This is a genomic window from Prevotella melaninogenica (assembly GCF_018128065.1).
Classification (GTDB): domain Bacteria; phylum Bacteroidota; class Bacteroidia; order Bacteroidales; family Bacteroidaceae; genus Prevotella.
The window spans coordinates 1177913-1196788 of record NZ_CP072359.1 but is presented as its reverse complement, the minus strand read 5'-3'; the positions used below and the strand labels follow the sequence as shown (position 1 = coordinate 1196788).

Below are 18876 nucleotides of genomic sequence, written 5' to 3'. Positions count from 1 at the left end.
ATTGAATGCTTACTAAAATTACATACAAAAAAACTATTATTAAATTAGATCAATATTGTATTCTAAGCAAATGATTTGAAGCAATTACGAAGTTTCATAATTGACAGGGGATAGACTTTGTAAACATTTTTACAGTCCTTGTTTTCGTATAGATGCTTAATTGGCTTTGAAAAGACGCCCAATTGGCTTCTAAAAGATGCCCTTTAAGACCCTAACTAACGCCCTTTTGAAGGCTTATTAAGCGCCTTTACTTACAGCACCCTGTAACTAACTTATAACAAATGAGTTATGGAGACGCATAAAAACATCATTTTAAGCCATTATTAAACAAACTTTTTAAGGATAAATGTAAATAATTTTCGACAACAAATATACATTGTGTAACACGAGATATTATTAACTATCAAATAGAGATAATTAGCCTCTGATTTTCACTCGGAACAAAATAAAGTATAATTTTAAAGTTTATTACTGTCAAACGGATAAATTCTTAATATTAATTTGTATCTTTGTCCTATCATTAAGAAAATTATAAACTCAAAAACAAATACAATGCAGAAAAAAGCACTTATTACGGGTATAACAGGTCAAGATGGTTCCTATTTGGCAGAATTATTACTTGAAAAAGGTTATGACGTACATGGCACAATTCGTCGTTCATCAGTAGATTTCCGTGAGCGTATTGCTCATTTGGAAGGACGTCCTAACTTCCACTTGCACTATGCTGACCTTGGCGACTCTATGAGTATCCTCGGCGTAATTAGCAAAGTGCGTCCTAACGAGATTTACAACCTTGCAGCACAAAGTCATGTGCAGGTTAGTTTCGATTCACCTGAATTTACTGCTGATGTTGACGCTGTAGGTGTATTGCGAATCCTTGAGGCTGTTCGTCAGTTGGATTTAACAAAGACTTGCCGTATTTATCAGGCTTCAACTTCAGAGTTGTATGGTAAGGTTGAGGAAGTTCCACAGAATGAGAATACCCCATTCCATCCTTACAGCCCATACGCTGTAGCTAAACAGTATGGCTTCTGGATTGTAAAGGAGTATCGTGAGGCATACGACATGTATTGCTGCTCTGGTATTCTCTTCAATCATGAAAGTGAACGTCGTGGCGAGACTTTCGTTACTCGTAAGATTACACTTGCTGCCGCACGTATCAAACAAGGTAAGCAGGACAAGCTCTACTTGGGTAATCTCGGTTCACTTCGTGACTGGGGCTATGCTAAGGATTATGTTGAGTGTATGTGGTTGATTCTTCAGCAGGAGAAGCCAGAAGACTTCGTTATTGCAACTGGTGTTCAGCATAGTGTACGTGATTTCTGCTATTATGCTTTTAAGCGTGTTGGTATCGAACTTGAGTTCAAGGGAGAAGATATGAACGAGAAGGGTATTGATAAGGCTACAGGAAAAGTTCTTATTGAAGTTAGCCCTGACTTCTATCGTCCAACTGATGTCATCAATCTTTGGGGTGATCCAACAAAAGCAAAGGCGAAGCTCGGATGGAATCCTAACAGCACCAGCTTTGAGGAACTTGTCAACATCATGGTAGACAGCGATATGGCAAAAGTTGCGTCTGAAGGTGCAGCTGAAAAGGTTAGAACAAACCTTGCAGAGTATTTGGAGAAGGGTATCGTTAAGTAAAATCCCGTTCTTTCCTCCTCTCTCTTCTGGAGAGATAATTACCGCTTATGCTGATAGTTGGCGATTCTTTTTATCGCTTACTATCAGCTATTATTACTTTTTATCGTCTATTCAATAAATACACAATGAATAAAAATAGTAAAATATATATTGCTGGACACAAAGGTTTGGTTGGTTCTGCAATATGGAACAATCTTCTTCAACGTGGCTATACAAATCTCGTGGGTCGAAGTCATAAGGAACTTGACTTAACAGACCAGCAGGCTGTAAAACGTTTTTTTGATGAAGAGAAACCTGATGCTGTTATTCTTGCTGCAGCTTTTGTAGGAGGTATTATGGCAAACTTCCTGTATCGTGCAGACTTCATTATGCAAAATATGAAGATACAGTGTAATGTCATTGAACAAAGTTACCTTCATGGAGTAGAGAAACTCCTCTTCCTTGGCAGTACATGTATCTACCCAAAGAATGCACCACAGCCAATGCGCGAGGACTATTTATTGACCTCTCCATTAGAGTATAGCAATGAAGAGTACGCTATCGCAAAGATTGCAGGATTGAAGATGTGTGAGAGCTATAATCTTCAGTATGGCACTAATTACATAGCTGTCATGCCAACAAACCTCTATGGTCCAAATGATAACTTCCATTTGGAAAATTCCCATGTAATGCCAGCAATGATGCGTAAGATTTATCTCGCCAAACTTATTCATGAAAACAACTGGGATGCTATCCGTAATGACATGAATAAGCGTCCAATAAATCCAACGGACAAGCTACGTGCAGAGATTGGTGAAGGGAATGTTGATGGCAAGAACTCCGAAGAACGAATCTTGAAAGCACTTGCCTTCTATGGCATTGAGAATAACAAGGTAACTTTATGGGGTGATGGTAGTCCATTACGCGAGTTCCTTTGGAGTGAGGATATGGCTGATGCCAGCGTTCATGTCTTACTGAATGTAGACTTCAAAGATATCATTGGCATTGAGAAATATTCAAGTGTTTTCTATGGTGCAAAGATTGATGGAACTGTTGACCGTAACAACTCTGAGGGGCGTGGTGGTGCAATCCCATCATTAGGAGAGATTCGTAACTGCCACATCAATGTTGGCACAGGTAAGGAACTCACTATCAAAGAACTTGCAGAACTTGTAAAGAAGACCGTACACTTTGAAGGAGATATCATTTGGGATACTAAGAAACCAAATGGCACTCCACGTAAACTTATTGATGTTGAGAAGTTGCACAGCCTCGGTTGGACACACAAGGTGGAAATTGAAGCAGGTGTTGAGAAACTCTATGAGTGGTATCAAGAAAGTCTAAGATAGATATCCTATAAGGCTTTGTTGGACTAATTAGGCTAATATACCTAATAGTCCAATTTACAAACAGCTAACATTCATTTCAAATCTTTACTATATGAAACAATTATTATTAACCGCAGCATTATTGTCTGCTACAAGCATGATGGCACAGAAGCTCACGTATCCACAAGCTCCAAAGGATGGAACAGTAGACACCTATTTTGGTGTTCAAGTTGCAGATCCTTATCGTCCATTAGAGAATGACAGTTCCAAAGCTACTGCTGAATGGGTAGCTGCAGAAAACAAAGTTACACAGGAGTATCTCTCTCGTATTCAATTCCGTGGCAAGCTTCTTAAACGTATGAAGGAGTTAGCAAACTACGAAAAAGTCTCAGCTCCTTCCTATATCAAGTCTATAGGCAAGTGGCTTTTCTACAAGAATGATGGTCTACAGAACCAAAGTGTACTGTATATAATGGACCGTCTTGGTGACGAGAAGAATGCTCGTGTCTTCCTTAATCCTAACCAACTATCAACAGACGGAACTGTTGCGCTGAAGGGTATTTACTTTTCTAACAATGGCAGATATGCAACCTACTCTATCTCTCGTAGTGGTAGCGACTGGCAAGAGTTCTATGTTATGGATGTCAAAACTGGAAAGCTTCTCAATGACCATATCACTTGGGCAAAGTTCTCAAGTGCTTCTTGGCAAGGTGACGGTTTCTATTACAGTGCTTATGATGCTCCACAGAAGGGACATGAATTTAGTAATGTAAATTCCATCCAGAAAATATACTATCATAAGATTGGTACTCCACAGTTTGAAGATGTCCTTTTCTATCAGAACCCAGCAAATCCAATGCGTTTCTATGCAGTAGGTGTTAATGAGGAAGAGACAATGATGTTCCTCTATGAAAGTGGTGCAGGCTCTGGCAATAATGTTTACGTTCGTGACCTCCGTCAGCCTAACAGCCAGTTCATTCAGATGACATCAAATCTTGACATGCAGTATAGCCTGGTTGAGACCATCGGCGACAAGATGTATTTCCTTACCAATGATGGTGCACCAAAGAACCGATTGATGGTTACTGACCTCAAGCATCCTGGTTTCAGCGAGTGGAAGACACTAATACCAGAGTCTAAGGATATGCTTGAAGGCGTTACCTTTGCTGATGGTAAGATGATTCTCAATTATATGAAAGATGCTTCCAGCCATGCATATGTTTATTCAATGGATGGAAAGCAACTCTCTGAGATTAAACTTCCTACATTAGGTAGTGCAGGTTTCTATGGCGAAAAGGACCGCAAGGAAGTTTTCTATTCCTTCTCTTCATTCACTGTGCCAACCACTATCTACCAATACGACTTCGGTACAGCAAACAGTAAGGTCTATGCTGCACCAAAGGTTAAGTTCAAGGCGTCAGATTATGTTTGTGAACAAGTTTTCTACCCAAGTAAGGATGGAACCAAGATACCTCTCTTTATCACTTATAAGAAAGGTTTAAAGCGTAATGGGAAGAACCCAGTATTCCTCTATGCTTATGGTGGTTTTAATATTGCTTTGACACCTTACTTCTCTTCTATACGTATTCCTTTCATTGAGAATGGAGGTATCTATGCTCAAGCTTCTCTCCGTGGTGGTAGCGAATATGGTGAGGAATGGCACATTGCTGGTACTAAGATGCAGAAACAAAACGTTTTTGATGACTTTATCTCTGCTGGAGAGTGGCTTATCGAAAACAAATATACAAGCAAGGACTACCTCGCTATCGTTGGTGGTTCAAATGGTGGTTTACTCATAGGCGCTTGTATGACGCAACGCCCTGACCTATACAAGGTATGTATTCCACAGGTAGGTGTAATGGATATGTTGCGCTATCATAAGTTTACGATTGGTTGGAACTGGGCTCCAGACTATGGAACAAGCGAAGATTCAAAGGAGATGTTTGAGTATCTTCACGCTTATTCTCCACTCCACAATCTCCGTCCTGGCACAAAGTATCCAGCAACTTTGGTAACAACAGCCGACCATGACGACCGTGTTGTACCTGCGCACTCATTTAAGTTTGCAGCTACCCTGCAGGCTGACAATGCTGCCAACACACCAACACTCATTCGCATTGATACCAAGGCAGGCCACGGAAGTGGTAAGCCTTTGTCTAAGCAGTTGGAAGAGCAGGCTGACATCTACGGCTTTATTCTTTATAATATGGGATTGAAATATTAAGAGTTCAGAGGAGTTATGTTCATATATCTTTGTTTGAAAAGTAACTTCTTGCAATAGCATAACTCCTCAAACTCCAAAACATATTTCATGAATAATAGTATTGTCTTAATTCAATTAAAATACTTAACCTCTTAAGTTTCCAATCAAATGCAGATTCTATTAGCATCCGCAAAAATAATGAAAAGTACCACAAAGGTACAAACCCCAGATACACACCTGCCTCGTTTCCATAAGGAAGCGAGACAGATGGCATTAGAGCTGGGAGAACTCTCCGTTGAAAATCTTGCGAAAGAATTAAAGTGTAATGACAAAATAGCATTGGAGAACAAGCTTCGCTATCAAGACTTCTTCAACGAGGACGCTTATCTCCCGGCACTTCTTGCCTATTACGGTCAGGCTTATAAGTACTTGAAAGCAGAGGAATACAGCCTGAATGACTTTCTTTATGCGGACAAACACCTCTGGATAACAAGTTTCCTTTACGGACTATTACGACCGTTAGACCTCATACATCCCTACCGTCTGGAAGGTAAGACCAAACTTCCGTCAGCAGAAGGAAAGAATATATTTGATTACTGGAGACCACTTCTTACCGATATGCTCATTAATACCTTGAAAGCTGATGACGGAATTCTTGTATATCTTGCCGCAGAAGAGTTCAAACATCTCTTTGATTGGAAGCGACTGAAGAAAGAAGCACGTGTCATACATCCCTTCTTTATGGTGGATCAGGGTAGCCGGCTAAAAGCTATCAATGTCTACGCCAAGAGCTGCCGCGGTGCGATGACAAGCTACATACTCCGCAATCAACTGACCTCACCAGAAGAGTTCCTTAGCTTCGCATATGATGGTTTTACCTATGACAAAAACTATGGAGATGAAAGTCATCCTCACTTTATCTTAAAGCAGTAAGCATGATTTAAACCTTATTATATATATAAAAGTCAAATTAATTATGTCAATAGAAGAATATCGCAAACAGATCCTTTCCTCCTTACTTGCAAAAACCAATAGCAAGGGTGAGCCACGTTTTGATGAATCATTCGCAAAAGAACTACTTGATCAACTATCAGACGAGGAGTTAGAAGATGGAATCCTATTCAACACACCGGAAGATGTAGCCGAAACCTTATCAGAAATAGGCACGCTCTAAAGCATCATGCACATACAATGTAATGTAAAAAATGAATACCACGCATGACACAAATTGCACGAATGCTTGTACAGATAGTAGAAGCAACAGGCTAAGCAATTTGTTAACCCTTTCACATGTCAACTCGACAACTACTCACAGACTGAGACAAACTTAGATAGAATTCGTTTCGTAGATATCTTATATTGGAGAAAAAAGTTTAATTTACAAGAATAATTTTCCATTGGAAATTTGGTAGAAAGCAAATTATTAATTACCTTTGCAACGTTTTCCATAGGAAACAAAAACAATATTAACAAACCAGCAGGTGATAGAACCTCGGTAAATTAAAGATAACATACATAAAAGATGAAACGAACAGCAACACTTGTAGTGGCTATTATGGCATTAGCACTTACAGCTTGTAAAGCAGACAACAATCCTAAAAAGCAGGGTAATAGTGCTATGACAACAGAACAAACCAGAATTAATAATCAAAAAGAAGGAAAGGAAACAAAGATGAATGTAACAGAAATGACATCAGCCATGTTCCAGCAGAAAGTAATGGATTACAAGAAAAATCCTAAGACATGGAACTTTAAGGGTGATAAGCCTGCAATTATTGACTTTTATGCAACATGGTGTGGACCATGTAAGGCTACAGCTCCAGTCCTTGAAGAGGTCGCTGGTGACTATGCAGGTCAGATTGACGTTTATAAGGTAGATGTTGATCAGCAGCGTGAGCTTGCAGCCCTCTTTGGTATTCGTTCAATACCTTCAATACTCTTTATTCCTAAGACAGGCGAACCTACTATGCAAAACGGAGCTATGAATAAAGCTCAGTTTGAGGAGGTTATCAAGTCTGTCTTGTTGAAGTAAAGGTAAATAATGGATAATTATTGTATCAGCAAGATTCGCGAGATATTTCGTGCTATCACAGTCTTTGAAGATGGACTACAACGGCAGATAGGCTTAAACATAAATGAAGCGATGCTGTTGTGTTTGCTTTCAGAAAGTGAAAATCCCATGTTAGCTGGTGAAATAGCCGAAGAAATGGGTTTGACACGATCCAATGCTTCAAAGGTGATAGCTTCATTGGAGCAAGCATCCCTTATTCGTCGCCGATCATGTTCGGAAGATGGACGCTGTCAAAGATTTCACATCACAAAACATGGTTTAGAGAAACTGAACCATTTGCATTGTGACTCCATATCTGTTCCTGAAGAATTAAAAGGAATAATATAGGATATATCGTAATCTTACTGAGGAATAAAAAAATAGAAAAAAGGGGACGTATAGAATGTGAGTTACCAATTACTATTATCAATTGGTCCACGAGCTATACGTCCCCTTTTTATTGCCTCTTCCGTTAAATGCATAGATTTGAAATAGAAGAAAGGGACTTATACACTTGCATTGTATGACTATCCAAAATTAGGTGGTCTTACAAAGAGGAAAAACTACAAGATAAAAACAGCAAAGATAAATAAAAACTATGCCTATCCGTTAGCATATTTTTCCTTCTTCCACAAACAACTTATTCCCATATCAATCGATATTTGTAAACTATTTTCATGCACCTCAAAGCCAACACATGCTCTCTTGGCTTCTAAAAGAGGCCTTATTGGCTTACAGAAGATGCTCTTTTGAGCTCTTACTAACGCCCTTTTGAAGTCCAATTAAGCATCTCTTCTTATGCGACTTTATAACTAATTGACATGCAGCAGGTTGCAAACTTACTTTTTATACGTATTTTTCATATTTATTTGAGGCATTTTACTTAAACTTATGTAATGATTTTTCAAAACTTTATCTGCAATTTTTCGAAGTATTAAAATGAAAAGGTTTTCGGTAGTGGAGGTTAAAAAAACTTCAGGAAGCTGGAATGATGGATAATAAACTTATTCTTTGAACTTTGAACTTTGAAGAAATGTCACACCGTGAACACGGAGGTTTGACAAATACTAAACGATGGTGACCAGGGAGACACCGTCGGTGCATGGTGTGAAAGGGGAAAGCTTCAAATTTTGTTAGCATACTTGTTCGCAAAGTTGATAAGATGGTGCTTCTTGCCAAAATATCAGAACTCATAGCTACAACTCTCTGTTTCATCGGCACCTTCACAAGATTGTTTTTATCTCCATGCGCTCTGTGTGCCACAACAGAAAGCTACTTTAGCACTCTAAAATCCTGAAGACTCTAAAAAAAGACTACCAAGACCGTCTTGGTTATTCTTCTATTAAAGCTAAGAGTTACTTAGCCTTAAGGATTTGCTCAATGCCTTGTTCTCTATGATTTATATGTACTTCTATCCCATACTTCTCATTAAGATGTTCTGCAAGATGCTGCGCACTATAGACAGAGCGATGCTGTCCTCCAGTACATCCAAAAGAGAACATTAAATCAGTAAAGCCGCGTTGCATATAACGCTCTACATGGTGATCGGCTAATTTATATACGGGCTTTAAGAAGTCGAGTATTTCGCCATCATCTTCAAGAAAACGAATGACAGGTTCATCTAAACCTGTTATCTTCTTATAAGGTTCATAACGACCAGGATTATGTGTACTTCTACAGTCAAAAACATATCCACCGCCATTGCCTGAAGTGTCTTCAGGAATACCCTTCTTAAATGAGAAACTAAACACGCGTACCACCAAAGGACCTTTACCATCATATTTAGAAAATGTTGCAGGACCATCTAAGGGGTTAGCGTTATAAATATCTTTCTCAGCTATCTTAAATCCATCTGTTCTGTTAGCAGCAGGCTTTTCTATGTGTGCAAACTGCGGTAATAACGTAAGCCGTTTCAACATATCCATCATATATGGGTATGGAAAGACACCATCACCTAATGCTAAGAGATCACGCAGGTTTTGTATAGCAGGAGGGATAGAATCTATAAAATGCTTTTTCTTTTCAAAGTAGCCACGGAAACCGTAGGCACCTAAAACTTGTAATGTACGGAAAAGAACAAATAAGGATAATCGATTAACGAAATGGCGTTTAGAAGGAACCTCCGTATAATTTTTAAGACTCTGATAATATTCAAACACCAATTCACGACGAAGTTTGAAAGAATACTTTGCACTTGCTTGCCATAAGAATGAGGCAAGGTCATAGTAGAAAGGTCCTTTCCTTCCACCTTGAAAATCAATAAAAAATGGTTTCCCCTCCTTATCTAACATGATGTTTCGTGCTTGAAAATCACGGTAAAGGAAAGAATCCATCTTCTCTGACGTTAAGTCTTTTGCAAACATACGAAAGTTTGCTTCAAGCTTTAATTCGTGGAAGTCAAGTTCGGTTGCTTTGAGAAAGCAATACTTAAAATAGTTCAAGTCAAAGAGTACACTCTCCTGATTAAATTCTGGCTGTGGGTAACAATTAGAAAAATCAAGCCCTCTTGCACCACGCAACTGGATATTTGGCAGTTCTCTTATAGCATTGCGCAACAGCTTTTGCTCAGCAAGATTATATCGTCCGCCTGCTTCACGTCCTCCACGTATGGCATCAAAGAGAGAGGTGTTACCAAGATCCGATTGTAGATAATATAATTCATCAGCAGAAACGGCAAATATATGTGGTACGGGTAAGCGTCTTTTTTCAAAATGCTTTGCAAGATAGATAAAAGCGTGATTCTCGTCACGACTTGTTCCAATCACACCAATGACAGTCTCGCCCACTTCATCAGTCAAACGATAATATGCACGATTACTACCAGCTCCTACCAGCTTCTCTACATTTGTGGGGGTAGAACCTTTCCAATTCTTATATAGCTCTAATAGTTTCTCCATGACTCTTTTAACATGTGCGCCTTAGTAACAAATATAATATAGGGCTAATTGGAAGCATCTTCCTCTTCCTCAATGGATTTTTTAACCTCATCAGCTTGTTTTTCTCCACGCTTTTTATGGTCATATTGACGCAACAAGCCATCAATTAACAAGAGAATAACAAGTATTCCACTCGTAATAAGCCATGACCTTGTAATATAGTATATGCACCCTATAACAATAAAGAGCACAACAAATTCCTTCCAGTTAATCAATTGTTTCATGCCACAAAGTTAACGAAAAGATTACAGATAAGTGGTGAAAAAGAGAAGATTTTATATTTATTCTTTTTAATGGCAGAATTGATAAACATTAAGAGTATGATTATCTTTATATAAATCAGACAAGGATAACTGTTGGTTTGAGCGATGCTTATAAATATTTAGACGAAAGGAATGTTGTGTTGAGGAAAAATGTTATCTTTGTATTTTGAATAAAATATGAGCAAGATAAATAGGCAAGATGACAGACGCAAAGATAATTAATGACCCTGTTTTCGGATTTATAAAAGTGCCACGTGGACTTTTACTTGATATTGTTCGCCACCCTCTTATGCAGCGACTAACACGTATTAAGCAATTAGGCTTAACACAAGAGGTTTACCCAGGCGCACAACACACACGTTTCTTACACTCTTTAGGTGCCTTTCATCTTATGAGCGAAGCACTTATATCACTACAGCAGAAAGGGGTATTTGTGTTTGACAGTGAGGCAGAAGCTGTACAAGCGGCTATCCTTATGCATGATATCGGGCATGCACCTTTCTCTCATGTTTTGGAGAACACACTTATCAACGGTATTACCCATGAAGAAATATCATTGATGATGATGGACCGTATCAATCAAGATATGCATGGAGCACTTAATCTTGCCATCAGTATTTTCAAGGACGAATATCCTAAGTCTTACCTTCATCAACTTATTTCAAGCCAACTTGATATGGATAGACTTGACTATCTTCGTCGTGACAGTTTCTTTACGGGAGTAACGGAAGGTAATATTGGCTCAGCACGTATCATCAAGATGCTTAATGTGGTTGATGATTCACTTGTTGTAGAATCAAATGGAATTTATTCTATAGAGAATTATCTCACCTCACGACGCTTAATGTATTGGCAAGTTTATCTGCATAAAACAACAGTTGGCTGTGAGAACGTTCTTATCAATGCCTTACATCGTGCTAAACAATTAGCAAGAGAAGGGGTTGAGCTGTTTGCTTCACCAGCTCTGCGCTACTTCCTTTACAATGATGTCACAGCCGATTCTTTTCAAAAAGAAGACAAGGCATTAGACAATTATATAGCATTAGATGACAATGACATATGGAGTGCTATTAAAGTATGGCAACAACATGAGGATAAGATTCTTTCTCTTCTCTCATCAAACATAATCAATCGAAAAATATTTAAAGTCGAAGTGAGAGAAGAAGAACCCAAAGAAGAGGAAATTAATCATCTTAAGCAAGAGATTTCAAAACGCTATGATGTGAGTCTCGCTGATTGTCATCACCTCATGGGAGTAAACCGTGTACAGAAAGATATGTATAATCCTTTTGATGACCATATCAGTATTCTGTATAAAGATGGGACATTGAAAGATATAACCGAAGCATCAGAGATTTTGAACATTGAATTACTATCGAAAAAAATATGCAAATATTACCTCTGCTATCAACGTTTCTAATAAAAAATTCCTATCTTTGCACAAATTAATAAATAACAAAAGGCAATATAAATGGAATTCTCTGCGAAACAAATATCGCAATTTATACAAGGTCGTATTGAGGGTGACGAAAACGTTACCATTAATACTTTCGCAAAAATTGAAGAGGGTAAGAAAGGAGCTATTTCTTTTCTTGCAAATCCTAAATATATACACTATCTCTTTGAAACCGAGTCAAGCATCGTTCTTATTGATGAAGACATTCCACTGGATAAAGAAGTAAAACCAACGCTTATTCGTGTGAAGAATGCACGAGATTGTGTTGCTAAATTGTTGCAACTTTATGAAAGCATGAAACCAAAGAAGCAGGGTATAGACTCTCTTGCTTTTGTTTCATCTAAAGCAATAGTTGGAAAGGATGTATATATTGGAGCATTCGCATATATTGGTGATGATGTAACTTTGGGTGATGGCTGTCAGATTTATCCTCATGCAACAATCATGGATGGCGCACAGTTGGGAAGTAATTGTATTGTCTATCCAAATTCAAGCATCTATCATGGTTGTAAGATTGGCAACAATGTCATTCTACATTCTGGTTGTGTAATTGGTGCTGATGGCTTTGGCTTTGCTCCTAATCCAGAGACCAACAGATATGATAAGATTCCTCAGATTGGTATTGTTACGATAGAAGATAATGTAGAGATTGGCGCCAACACTTGTATAGACCGCTCAACAATGGGCAGTACATACGTTCGTAAGGGTGTTAAACTCGACAATCTTGTTCAAATAGCACACAATAATGATATTGGTGAGAATACCGTTATGTCTGCACAAGTAGGTATTGCTGGTTCAACAAAAGTTGGACAATGGTGTATGTTTGGTGGACAGGTGGGTATTGCTGGGCATATCACTATTGGTGATAAAGTATTCCTCGGCGCACAATCAGGAGTTCCTGGTAGCTTAAAGAGTAATCAACAGCTCATTGGCACACCACCAATGGAGCAGCGTCCTTACTTTAAGTCACAGGCTATCTTCCAACGCCTTCCAGAGATGTATAAGCAGTTAAATGCACTGCAGAAAGAAATTGAAGAATTGAAAAAGAACAAATAACATACATGGAAACAGTTAAGCAGAAAACATTGAAGGGGAGTTTTTCCCTTTTTGGAAAGGGACTTCATACAGGATTGAGTCTTACTGTAACATTCAACCCTGCCCCTGAAAACACTGGCTATAAGATTCAAAGAATTGACCTTGACGGACAGCCTATTATTGATGCTGTCGCAGAGAATGTTGTTGATACACAGCGAGGAACAGTATTGGCTAAGGGGCAGGCACGTGTTAGTACAATCGAACATGGTATGTCTGCACTCTATGCAATGGGTATTGATAACTGTCTTATTCAAATTAATGGTCCTGAATTCCCAATCCTTGATGGTTCTGCAACTATGTATGTTAATAAAATCAACGAGGTAGGTATCGTTGACCAGAATGCTCCAAAGGATTATTATATTATTCGTAAGAAGATTGAAATCAAGGATGACAATGGTTCTGTTATTACCATTCTCCCTGACGAGCAGTTCTCTATCACTGCTATGTGCAATTTTGACTCTAAGTTTATTAGCAGTCAGTTTGCCACATTGGATAATATTGATACTTACGCAACAGAGATTGCACCAGCGCGTACATTCGTTTTTGTTCGTGATATTATGCCTCTCTTGCAAGCCAACCTTATTAAAGGTGGTGATTTAGATAATGCAATTGTTATCTATGAACAGCAGGTTTCACAAGAGAAACTTGACCAGCTTGCTGACCTTTTGAAGGTTCCACGTATGGATGCTAATAATATTGGCTATATCCAACATAAGCCATTACAGTGGGATAACGAGTGTACACGTCATAAGCTTCTTGACATTATCGGTGACATGGCATTGATTGGTAAGCCTATTAAGGGACGTATCATTGCTACTCGCCCTGGTCATACAGTAAACAATAAGTTTGCTCGTCTTATGCGTAAAGAAATACGCAAGCATGAGATACAGGCACCAATGTATGACCCAAATGATGAACCATTGATGGATAATATTCGTATCCGTGAGCTTCTCCCACACCGCTATCCAATGCAGTTGGTAGATAAGGTTATCGCTATGGGTTCAACAAGTATAATTGGTATCAAGAATGTAACCAGCAACGAACCATTCTTTCAGGGACACTTCCCACAGGAGCCTGTGATGCCAGGAGTATTGCAGGTTGAAGCTATGGCACAATGTGGTGGTCTATTGGTACTTTCACAAGTGGAAGAGCCTGAGCGTTGGTCAACCTATTTCTTGAAGATTGACGACGTTAAGTTCCGTCAGAAGGTTGTTCCTGGTGATACGCTTATGTTCCGTGTAGAACTTCTTGGACCTGTACGTCATGGAATCAGTTCGATGAAGGGTTACATGTTTGTTGGCGAACGTGTTGTAGCTGAAGCTACATTTACAGCCCAAATTGTTAAGAACAAATAATAATAAGACAAGACTATTATGAACCAGATAAGTCCATTGGCCTTTGTTCATCCAGAGGCAAAACTTGGTGATAATAATATAATTGGACCATTCTGTTACATCGATAAGAATACTATTATCGGCGACAACAATGTATTCCAAAATAGTGTAACAATCCATGTAGGTGCTCGTTTAGGCAATAACAACGAGATTTTTCCAGGTGCCAGTATCTCTACTAAACCTCAAGACTTGAAGTTTAGAAACGAAGAATCACTTTGTGAGATTGGTGACAACAACTCTATTCGTGAGAATGTTACTATTTCACGTGGTACAGCTTCAAAGGGTACAACAAAGGTTGGTAGCAATAACTTACTGATGGAATGTGTGCATATTGCGCATGACTGTGTTATTGGTTCTGGTGACATTATTGGCAATGCAACAAAATTCGCTGGTGAGGTTACAGTAGATGATAATGCGATTATCTCTGCTAACATTCTTTGTCATCAGTTCTGCCATATTGGTGGATACGTTATGATACAAGGGGGAAGTCGTTTCTCGATGGATATCCCACCTTATATCATTGTTGGTAAAGAGCCTGCACGCTACATGGGGATCAATATCATCGGCTTGCGTCGTCGTGGTTTCTCAAACGAGCTTGTTGACCTTATCCATAATGCTTATCGCATTCTCTACGGAACTGGTACACGTGCAGAGAACATCCAGAAAATCAAAAGCCAACTACAAATTACACCAGAGATACAATATATTATAGATTTCGTTGAGTCATCTGAACGCGGTATTATAAGATAAAAGACTATCCCTCCTCTCTAAAAAGGAGGGAATGTTTATTAATGAACGAGTAGGAAGATTGTTTAGACAACTTAAACAAGTTGGAGAATATTATTTATAATCATTTATCAGCTTGAAAGCCAAAACATTAATTGTTATCACTGGTCCAACAGGCGTTGGCAAAACAGAGGCTGCTCTCCGTGTTGCCGAACACTATAACATACCTATAATCAACGCTGACTCCCGCCAGATCTTTTCTGAAATTCCAATAGGAACAGCTGCACCAACTGTCGAACAGCAACAGCGTGTACAGCATTATTTTGTTGGTAATCATCATTTAGAAGATTATTACTCAGCAAGCCTATACGAACAAGATGTACTTGATCTTATTAACAGTCAGCACGCTTCTATCTCTTTACTCTCAGGTGGTTCTATGATGTATATTGATGCCGTATGTAATGGTATTGACGACATCCCAACAATTCATCCAGAGATACGAGAAAGGATGATGAAACAATTGGAAGTAGAAGGGTTAGAACAAATGTGTAAGCTTTTGCAGGAACTTGATCCTGAGCATTGGGAAATAGTTGATAAGAATAATCCACGCCGTGTTATTCATGCGCTTGAAATATGTATCCAAACAGGGAAAACATATACATCATTTCGTTCCAACACTGTTAAAGAGCGTCCATTTAACATCATCAAGATAGGATTAAACCGTGATAGAGATGAACTCTACACACGTATCAATCAGCGTGTATTAGACATGATAGATGAAGGAATGATAGAAGAAGCTTTGCGAGTTTATCCTAAGCGAACATTGAACTCACTCAATACAGTGGGATATAAAGAATTATTTGAGTATCTTGACGGTTTAACAACCCTTGACGAGACCATCTTCAAGATACAAAGCAATACTCGTAGATACGCACGAAAACAACTTACATGGTACAAAAAAGATGTAGCTTTCCAATGGTTTCATCCCGATAATATTGAAGAAATCTTAAATTATATCCATACAATGATATCAAATACAAGTAAATAACTACTTTTGTATTAATAGTAGTATAGATTTATTATAAACAAAGACAAGTAACTTTTAAACTTGAGGATTGTCAATCAATGATAAAAAAAATATTTAGATTCATAAGAAGTATATTCCGGGGGATATGTAAATTCTTCCCTTGGTATGCTAAACTATATAAAGGTCGTGCTTGGTATACAAAAGCGGCCGTAGGTATTGTGTCCTTTTTTGTTGCTATCTTCCTCTATTTAGGAATGGTCGATATCAATTTTCTCTGGTTATTTGGTAAATCACCAGGCTTTATTGAAATCAAGACTCCGCCAACCTATGCTGCATCAGAAATTTATAGTGCAGACTCTGTACTGATAGGTCGATTTTATAAAGAGAATCGTACACCAGTGAAATATGAGGAAGTTAACGCAGCTTTTTGGAATGCGCTCATCAGTACCGAAGACGAACGTTTTTATAGTCATCATGGTATTGACTTTATGGGCATCGGAGGTGCAATAAAAGATGCTGTAACAGGTAGTGGAGGTCGTGGAGCTTCAACAATCACACAGCAGTTAGCCAAGAATATGTTCAGGGTTCGCACACAGTATTCTTCAGGTTTATTGGGGCATGTTCCTGGCTTGAGAATGCTCATCATGAAGAGTAAAGAATGGATTATTGCGGTTAAATTAGAGCTTATCTACTCCAAAAAAGAGATACTAACGATGTATGCCAATACTGTTGATTTCGGAAATAACTCTTTTGGAGTAAAGACAGCTGCAAACACATATTTCAACACAAGTCCTTCAAAGTTGTCAGTTGATCAGGCTGCAACATTGGTTGGAATGTTGAAAGCAACAACTTATTATAACCCTATCCTACATCCAAAGAATTCCCTTCGTCGTCGTAATACCGTGTTATATAACATGGTTACACATAATGTGTTACCTCGTAATGAATACGCAACGTATTCTAAACTTCCAATAAAGTTGGACATACATGTTGAGGAAAACTATGATGGGCAAGCACAATACTTCCGTGAGTATATATCCGACTATTTTAAAGATTGGATGAAAGACAATGGTTACGACCTCTATAGTAGTGGATTGAGAATCTATACAACCATTGATACTCGAATGCAGAAATATGCAGAACAAGCTGCTACTAAGCAGATGCAAAAGGTTCAACAAACCTTTGATAATCATTGGCGTGGCATGCAGCCTTGGCGTGATGCAAAGGGAAATGAAATCCCTGGCTTTATAGAGGGTATTGCTGAGCGTCAACCTTTCTATAAGAAACTATTACAGAAATATCCTAATCAGCCTGATAGTGTTCTGTATTATCTTAATAAGCCCCATAAAGTCACTCTCTTTGATTATGAGAAGGGACATATTGAGAAAGAGATGTCTTCTATGGACTCTATCCGCTATATGGTGAAATTCATGCACTGTGCAATGGTTGCGATGGAACCAGAGACTGGTGCTGTACGAGCTTGGGTAGGCGATATTGACTTCAAGACGTGGAAGTATGATAAAGTAGTCGCACAGCGTCAGCCTGGTTCTACTTTCAAACTCTTTGTTTATTCAGAAGCTCTCAATCAAGGGCTTACACCATGTGACAAACGCCGTGACGAGTATATCAGCATGGAAGTACTCGATAAGAAGACTGGTCAGATGAAAACATGGACACCACACAATGCCAATGGTAGATTCTCGAATGATTCTATTACACTGAAAAGTGCTTTTGCTCGCAGTATCAACTCTATCGCAGTTCGCTTAGGACAAGAGATGGGCATCAAGAATATTATCCGAACGGCACAAGAGATGGGTATCAAAAGTCCATTGGATGATGAACCGTCTTTGGCTCTTGGATCAAGCGATGTGAACCTTTTAGAACTTGTAAATGCTTATAGCACTGTTGCAAATGATGGTGAACATCATGCACCAGTGGTGGTTACACGAATCTTAGATAAAGACGGAAATGAGGTTTATGTTGCACCAAAAGACCACGAGAGAGTGTTACCTTATAAGACAGCCTTCCTCATGCAGCAAATGTTAAAGGCTGGTGTGAATGAAGGTGGTGGTACAAGTTTGGCACTACGTCATTATACTTTTGCTGATACTGACTGGGGTGGAAAGACTGGTACAAGTAATAATCACTCTGACGCCTGGTTTGTTGCAGTCAGCCCTAAACTTGTTGTCGGTGCATGGGTAGGTGGTGAATATCGCTCCATTCACTTCCGAACAGGTGCCTTAGGGCAAGGCTCAAAGACAGCACTACCTATTTGTGGCGAGTTTATATATAGCTTGATGCGTGATAAGACCTTCCAGAAATATCATGCTAAATGGCAATTAGATCCTGATGAGGACATTGATCCAACAGCATATAACTGTCAGCCCACAGTAACTCGTCGTGCTTTACCAGACTCAATAGATGGTTTTACAACTGGGCGCAGACGTCATCAGGAAGAGAAGGAAGAACCAATTAATGACGACGACAATAAAGACGAAGGCGGATTTATATTGGAACCAAACCCACAGCCTACTCCAGAAAGGCAAGGCAACAGCTCTAATAATGAGTCACAGCAAATCATAAAGAAAGCAAAGAAACCACGCAGTGAGGAGATGGAGGTTTAGCTAATTCATAATTCTAAATTAGGTTAGATTTATAATTACTACAGCTTTCTGAAGTAAATTAAAGCCCTCATTAATTGATCATCAATTCTCAACTGCAACCCCTTACACATCTTTTATACTCACAGAAAATAAAATCTCTGTGAGTATAGAA

At 38.8% G+C, this 18876-nt stretch carries 15 protein-coding genes; 13 read left to right on the top strand and 2 right to left on the bottom strand.

Going from position 1 to position 18876, the window contains the following annotated elements; genetic code table 11:
* Nucleotides 1-552 precede the first annotated feature (552 nt).
* The 7 genes from gmd (at nucleotide 553) to J5A56_RS04815 (ending at nucleotide 7552) form a co-directional block, all read left to right on the top strand.
* Nucleotides 553-1644, top strand: a complete 1092-nt coding sequence (gmd, locus tag J5A56_RS04845) for a GDP-mannose 4,6-dehydratase (RefSeq protein ID WP_021673127.1) — start codon at nucleotides 553-555, stop codon at nucleotides 1642-1644.
* 125 nt (nucleotides 1645-1769) lie between these two features.
* The gene (locus J5A56_RS04840) at nucleotides 1770-2972 is read left to right on the top strand and encodes a GDP-L-fucose synthase family protein (RefSeq protein ID WP_036920449.1); all 1203 of its coding nucleotides are present in this window, start codon (nucleotides 1770-1772) and stop codon (nucleotides 2970-2972) included.
* 91 nt (nucleotides 2973-3063) lie between these two features.
* Nucleotides 3064-5175, top strand: coding sequence for a prolyl oligopeptidase family serine peptidase (locus J5A56_RS04835; protein ID WP_021673129.1), 2112 nt, complete (start codon nucleotides 3064-3066; stop codon nucleotides 5173-5175).
* A 147-nt stretch (nucleotides 5176-5322) separates the two neighbouring features.
* A complete protein-coding gene (locus J5A56_RS04830; RefSeq protein ID WP_021673130.1) occupies nucleotides 5323-6087 on the top strand; it encodes a YaaA family protein in 765 nt (254 codons plus the stop codon).
* Nucleotides 6088-6130: 43 nt separating this feature from the next.
* Nucleotides 6131-6328, top strand: coding sequence for a hypothetical protein (locus J5A56_RS04825; protein WP_021673131.1), 198 nt, complete (start codon nucleotides 6131-6133; stop codon nucleotides 6326-6328).
* A gap of 348 nt (nucleotides 6329-6676) precedes the next feature.
* Nucleotides 6677-7186, top strand: coding sequence for a thioredoxin (gene trxA / locus J5A56_RS04820; RefSeq protein ID WP_021673132.1), 510 nt, complete (start codon nucleotides 6677-6679; stop codon nucleotides 7184-7186).
* A 9-nt stretch (nucleotides 7187-7195) separates the two neighbouring features.
* Nucleotides 7196-7552, top strand: a complete 357-nt coding sequence (locus tag J5A56_RS04815; protein WP_021673133.1) for a MarR family winged helix-turn-helix transcriptional regulator — start codon at nucleotides 7196-7198, stop codon at nucleotides 7550-7552.
* Nucleotides 7553-8559: 1007 nt separating this feature from the next.
* Here the strand turns inward: J5A56_RS04815 and J5A56_RS04810 are convergent.
* Together J5A56_RS04810 and J5A56_RS04805 are read right to left on the bottom strand one after the other, a co-directional pair.
* Nucleotides 8560-10101, bottom strand: a complete 1542-nt coding sequence (locus tag J5A56_RS04810; RefSeq protein WP_021673135.1) for a RapZ C-terminal domain-containing protein — start codon at nucleotides 10099-10101, stop codon at nucleotides 8560-8562.
* A gap of 44 nt (nucleotides 10102-10145) precedes the next feature.
* A complete protein-coding gene (locus J5A56_RS04805) occupies nucleotides 10146-10364 on the bottom strand; it encodes a hypothetical protein (RefSeq protein WP_021673136.1) in 219 nt (72 codons plus the stop codon).
* A gap of 238 nt (nucleotides 10365-10602) precedes the next feature.
* On the opposite strand from J5A56_RS04805, the gene J5A56_RS04800 reads away from it, so the two are divergent.
* From J5A56_RS04800 to J5A56_RS04775, 6 genes are all read left to right on the top strand, one after another.
* Nucleotides 10603-11823: an HD domain-containing protein gene (locus tag J5A56_RS04800; protein WP_021673138.1), complete on the top strand. Its 1221-nt coding sequence runs from the start codon at nucleotides 10603-10605 to the stop codon at nucleotides 11821-11823.
* 51 nt (nucleotides 11824-11874) lie between these two features.
* Entirely contained in the window at nucleotides 11875-12915 is a 1041-nt protein-coding gene (gene lpxD, locus J5A56_RS04795) for a UDP-3-O-(3-hydroxymyristoyl)glucosamine N-acyltransferase (protein WP_021673139.1), read from the top strand.
* A gap of 5 nt (nucleotides 12916-12920) precedes the next feature.
* Complete coding sequence (locus J5A56_RS04790) at nucleotides 12921-14309, top strand: bifunctional UDP-3-O-[3-hydroxymyristoyl] N-acetylglucosamine deacetylase/3-hydroxyacyl-ACP dehydratase (protein ID WP_021673140.1); 1389 nt, start codon at nucleotides 12921-12923, stop codon at nucleotides 14307-14309.
* Nucleotides 14310-14327: 18 nt separating this feature from the next.
* Nucleotides 14328-15098, top strand: coding sequence for an acyl-ACP--UDP-N-acetylglucosamine O-acyltransferase (lpxA, locus tag J5A56_RS04785; RefSeq protein ID WP_021673141.1), 771 nt, complete (start codon nucleotides 14328-14330; stop codon nucleotides 15096-15098).
* A 112-nt stretch (nucleotides 15099-15210) separates the two neighbouring features.
* The gene (miaA, locus tag J5A56_RS04780; RefSeq protein WP_021673142.1) at nucleotides 15211-16122 is read left to right on the top strand and encodes a tRNA (adenosine(37)-N6)-dimethylallyltransferase MiaA; all 912 of its coding nucleotides are present in this window, start codon (nucleotides 15211-15213) and stop codon (nucleotides 16120-16122) included.
* Between the two features lie 77 nt (nucleotides 16123-16199).
* Nucleotides 16200-18725, top strand: a complete 2526-nt coding sequence (locus J5A56_RS04775; protein ID WP_021673143.1) for a transglycosylase domain-containing protein — start codon at nucleotides 16200-16202, stop codon at nucleotides 18723-18725.
* Nucleotides 18726-18876: the final 151 nt, after the last annotated feature.